Source organism: bacterium (assembly GCA_037131655.1).
Lineage (GTDB): Bacteria > Armatimonadota > Fimbriimonadia > Fimbriimonadales > JBAXQP01 > JBAXQP01.
In genome coordinates this window covers 1-4,689 of the sequence record JBAXQP010000212.1, presented here as the reverse complement: position 1 = coordinate 4,689, position 4,689 = coordinate 1, and the positions used below count along the sequence as shown (strand labels likewise).

Below are 4,689 nucleotides of genomic sequence, written 5' to 3'. Positions count from 1 at the left end.
ATGTTTTGGCGTTAAAAATGGGTCTTCTGCCGGATGAGCTTAGAGAAATGGCTGCCGCTCTTTTGATTGAAGACGTTAAATCACGTGGATGGCATCTTTCGACCGGCTTTATCGGCACCTGCTATCTGATGCCGACAGTGACGGAAGCGGGATACCCTGAAGTGGCTTATAAGCTGCTTTTAAGCGAAACATATCCCTCATGGGGCTACGTCATAAAGATGGGCGCTACCTCAATTTGGGAGCGATGGGATGGTTATATCGAGGGGGTAGGTTTTCAGGATCCTGACATGAACTCATTCAACCATTATGCCTTCGGCGCAGTGGGCGAGTGGATGTTCCGCTATATTGGCGGTATTCAGTATGATATGGATAACCCTGGCTTCAGGCTTATCATCATTCATCCCTATCCGGGTGATGAGTTGACTTATGCCCAAGCCGAATACGGCTCAATCCTCGGTAAGATAGTGAGTAATTGGAAGAAGGAACCTGATGGCGACTTTATTCTCGAAGTCACTATACCGACAAATACAGTAGCCACGGTTTATGTGCCTTCCAAGGATAAAACGAGCGTAAAAGAAAGCGGCAAACCGGCAGAGGAATCAGAGGGTGTGAGCTTTGTCAAGATGGCCGACGGCTATGCCGTTTATCAAATTGGCGGCGGATCATACAATTTTAGTTCTTAACGATTTTAAAAGTTTGCTCGTATTGAAATATAGACACGTTAGGTGGAGGTTTCACTATGTCTCTTAAGTGCCTTAGCATTAATGGCAAAAGTGTCATTAGATGGCTTACTATCTCAATACTATTAGCATCATTTGGCATACCCGCGAACGCCGATATGTTCAAGCCGGGCAAGTCCGACCAGATCAGAATGGGCGAGCAAGCCGCCAAGGATGTATTGCGAGAAAAGAAGCTGGCGACCGGCCCAAAAGCTGATGCGCTACAGCGGATTTCAACAAAGCTATTGGAGAATTTACCTGACAAACAGAAAAAAGACTGGAAGTGGAATTTCTACCTGATTCAAAGTAAAGAAGTGAATGCTTTCGCCCTTCCTGGGGGAAGTATTTTCATTTATACAGGCTTATCCGATAAGATGGATAACGACAACCAGATGGCGGCGGTTGTCGGCCACGAGATGGCGCATGTCTATAAAGAGCATTGGGCCAATATGGTTGCCGATGCCACCAAGCGTGAGTTGGGTTTGGCTATCATTTTAGGGCTAACAAAAGCCGGCTCAACCTGGCAGACTATCGCTGGCGGGATTGATACGCTCATGATTCTCAGCTACTCTCGCAAAGATGAGGATCAAGCCGATGAAAGCGGTCTTCTCAACATGTGCCGCGCTGGTTTTGACACCACTGGAATGGTGCAATTGTTCGAGATTCTTAAAAAAGCAGGCGGCGATGCCAGCTCAATCGAACTCCTACGCTCCCACCCAGACACCAAAGCCCGCATCAAAAAAACCCAGGAGCGAATAGAAAAACTAAAGAAATCCACCGACTGTACTTTGGGTACTAGTAAGAAGTAATTCCAGACAAAAGAGGGATATATGAAAATACGCATTATTTTCGCTGTAGCTGTACTCGCTTTAGGATTATTAGCTAACAGTCAAAAACCGGTTCATGTTATTGGAACTAAGATTGAGATCGTTCCCCCCGCAGGCTTTTCTAAAGCGGAGCGTTTTACTGGTTTTATATCAGAAGAGACAGGCGCGTCTATTATGATTGTTGAACTTCCTGTTGATTATTCTAAGATTTCAAGTGGATTTACAAAAGAAGGTTTCGCAAGCAAAGGGATGAAATTATTGAACCAAGAGAAAGCATCTTTTGGTGAATTTAAAGGCAATTTATTTTTATTATCGCAAGAATCAAACGGGATTACATATCATAAGTGGACGGGCGCTTTTGGAGATGAGAAAACATCATATATCATCAACGGTGCATTTCCATCAGAACTACAAGAGACTCTTTCTGAAACCATGAAGCAATCTGTTTTAAGCGCGAGAATAACAACAAAACAAGGGGGTTTAGGAAGCGCTCTTAAGTTTAAGGTTAGTTCAGTTGGCGATATGAAAATCGCTAGTGAATTTGCAAATAGTCTTATTCTGTCAAAGGGTGGCAAATTCCCTTCTAAAAAACCAGACGATCCTCGTATGGTAATCGCTCCATCAATTTCTTATAAAATGGCGATAAAAGATCGCAAAGCTTTTGCACTGTCCTCTTTTAATCGAAGGCCAATTTTTAAGGATACAAAAGCTCAGCAGACAAGTTCTGTTCGAATAAACGGACTTCCTGGGTTTGAGACTGTTGGTACAGGAATTAGGACATCTAGTGGAAAGAAGTATTTCCTGTATCAAGTAGTAGTATTTGAGAAATACGATTACTATGTGATGATTGGAACCGTCAATGTGGGGCTAAAGAGCAATTACCTGCCCATTTTTAGGAAAATCGCCCGTTCCTTTAGAAGAATTCCAGTTAAGTCTTAGATGGAATAGTGAACCAGAAGGTTGTGCCTTTGCCTAGTTCGCTCTCTACCCAGATACGGCCACCGTGTGCTTCTACGGCCATTTTGCAGAATGTAAGGCCTAAGCCTGTCGACATCTTTCTGCCTGATTTACGGCTCTCCACTTGGCCGAATTTTTCGAAAATCTTTTCGAACGCCTCCTTTGGGATGCCTTCGCCGGTATCGGAGACTGCGAAGATGACCGGATCTCCATGTTTATCGAGCTTAACTGAAATTGTTATCGTTCCGTTTTCAGGGGTGAACTTCACTGAATTACCGACTAAGTTGACGAGGGTTCGGCGGAGCTTGTCTTCATCTGCGTTGATTATTTTGAGATCGTTTTCAACTTTCGCATCCAAGACCTGATGCTTTTCTTTGGCGAGCGTTTGGACTTGTTCAAGGGCGCGAGAAATAATTTCATGAGGTTCAAGTTCCGCTCGTTCAAGTTGGAGGGAGCCGTCTTCCATTTTGGTGATGTCCAACAGGTCGTTGACCATTCCCAAAAGAACCTGCCCATCATAAATGGAGTTGTCGAGAAGTTCCTTTTGAACTTCTTCTAATTCGCCCACCCCTTCGATGGTCATAAGGCCTGTGATGACGGAAGTGAGAGGGGTGCGCAGGTCGTGAATAATCATGTGGGTTAAGTCATCTTTGAGCTTTCCGAGTGCTTCTAATCGGTCGTAGCTTTCCTGGAGTTTCGTAAAGAGCTGTTTTTCGCGATCTCTCAAGCGCTTTTTCTCAAGGCATGAATTGACTCGTGCTCGAAGCAGGACGGGAGCGATGGGCAGGGTAAGATAGTCATCAGCGCCAATTTCAACACATCGCGCTGCAGCATTGGATTCGGCCAACGCCGAAATGACAATCACCGGGATATTCATTAAACCTTCATCGGCTTTCAACTGTTGCAATACTTCATGACCGGTCATTTCGGGCAATATTAGATTGAGCAGGATTAATTCGGGTTTTTGAGATCGAGCAAGGTCTAACGCCTGTTGGCCAGAGGAGGCAATCTCGACCCCATGACCATCCCCTTCGAGCCGGCGTACTAACAAATCACGATTTTGCTCTTGATTGTCGACCACCAGAATAAAGCCGGGTTGCTCTTGTGATGCTGCTGGAGATATGGGACTGGTCACAGAGAGGACATCATCGACATCGGGTGCAGAGAATGTTTTGGTTGGGTCGGTTTGGCTGTGGATAATTTGCAAATCGCCTTCCTCTAAGCATTTCTCCACAAGCAAAAGCAATCGCCTTCCTGCAGCGACCATTGTTTGCATGTCAGGAATAAGACTTTTGAGCGATTTCTCCCTCACTTGATCTAAGAGCATTTCAGCATTGCCCAGAATTGCATGGAGAGACGAACGGCATCTATGACGAAGCGCTTCTTCTCCTGATTGGTTGCGGTTCGCATCAGCGCCCAGAAGGTCATCGATAAGCCTTAGCCATTCAATACTGCCCAAGCGTAACCGCTGAAGACTTGTGGCTTGCTCGTTTCCAAGCTCTTTTCCTTTGTTTTCAAGCAGCAGTTCACAGCAACCGATAATAACGGTAACCGTTGAGCGTAGTTCATGATGCAAAGAGGCTAGTAGCCCCCTCTGTTCTTCCTTAGATTTATCCATCTTGTCTTCCACCCCATTTTCAAGATTAGCTACTGATTATTTGAATTCTTCATAAATCAATTAAAAATCAAAGCTCGGCAAGCCGCGCACGCATATGTGACTTGATTTATACTTTCAACCTTGCGAACTTGAGTTTTCCTACTCTTAGCAGGGCATTGTCTAAGTCTTGGAGGGGGATGGGGTTTTGGGTTTTTACTTTTTGGCCGTTAAGCTCGACTCCGCCTTGTTCGATTAATCGTCTGGCAGCGCCTACGCTGGGGGCTAGCTCGATTGCGGCGATTAGGTGGGAAAGGCTGACGGCTCCGTCTCGAACCAAGTCGGTTGGAACCTGATGCTCCGGAGCTTCTTCGTCCTCTTCACGCTTGGAGAAAAGGCGGGTGAAGTGCTCCTCGGCGGCTTGAGCTGCTTCAGCATCGTGATAGAGAGTGACGATTTCTCTTGCCAATCGGCGTTTTGCTTCCATTGGGTTTATTTGGCCGGAGGTCCAGGCGGCCTCCAACTTTTTGACTTCATCCATCGGCACATCGGTGGCTAGTTCGAAATAGTTTGTCATGATGTTGTCGGGGAT

Annotated in this window: 5 protein-coding genes; 3 read left to right on the top strand and 2 right to left on the bottom strand. The window is 45.7% G+C overall.

Annotated elements, in window-relative coordinates; genetic code table 11:
• The 3 genes from WCO51_09810 to WCO51_09800 form a co-directional block, all read left to right on the top strand.
• The coding region (locus WCO51_09810) for an alpha-L-rhamnosidase C-terminal domain-containing protein (protein MEI6513553.1) at window positions 1-683 on the top strand (683 nt) is incomplete at its 5' end.
• A 56-nt stretch (window positions 684-739) separates the two neighbouring features.
• Entirely contained in the window at window positions 740-1,528 is a 789-nt protein-coding gene (locus tag WCO51_09805) for a M48 family metalloprotease (protein MEI6513552.1), read from the top strand.
• Window positions 1,529-1,549: 21 nt separating this feature from the next.
• Window positions 1,550-2,485, top strand: a complete 936-nt coding sequence (locus WCO51_09800) for a hypothetical protein (GenBank protein MEI6513551.1) — start codon at window positions 1,550-1,552, stop codon at window positions 2,483-2,485.
• On the opposite strand, the gene WCO51_09795 is transcribed toward WCO51_09800, so the two are convergent.
• Together WCO51_09795 and WCO51_09790 are read right to left on the bottom strand one after the other, a co-directional pair.
• Complete coding sequence (locus tag WCO51_09795) at window positions 2,475-4,121, bottom strand: ATP-binding protein (protein MEI6513550.1); 1,647 nt, start codon at window positions 4,119-4,121, stop codon at window positions 2,475-2,477. The two genes, WCO51_09800 and WCO51_09795, sit on opposite strands and share 11 nt — an antisense overlap.
• 106 nt (window positions 4,122-4,227) lie before the next feature.
• Window positions 4,228-4,689, bottom strand: a 462-nt coding sequence (locus WCO51_09790; protein ID MEI6513549.1) for a S4 domain-containing protein, incomplete at its 5' end; no start/stop codon positions are given.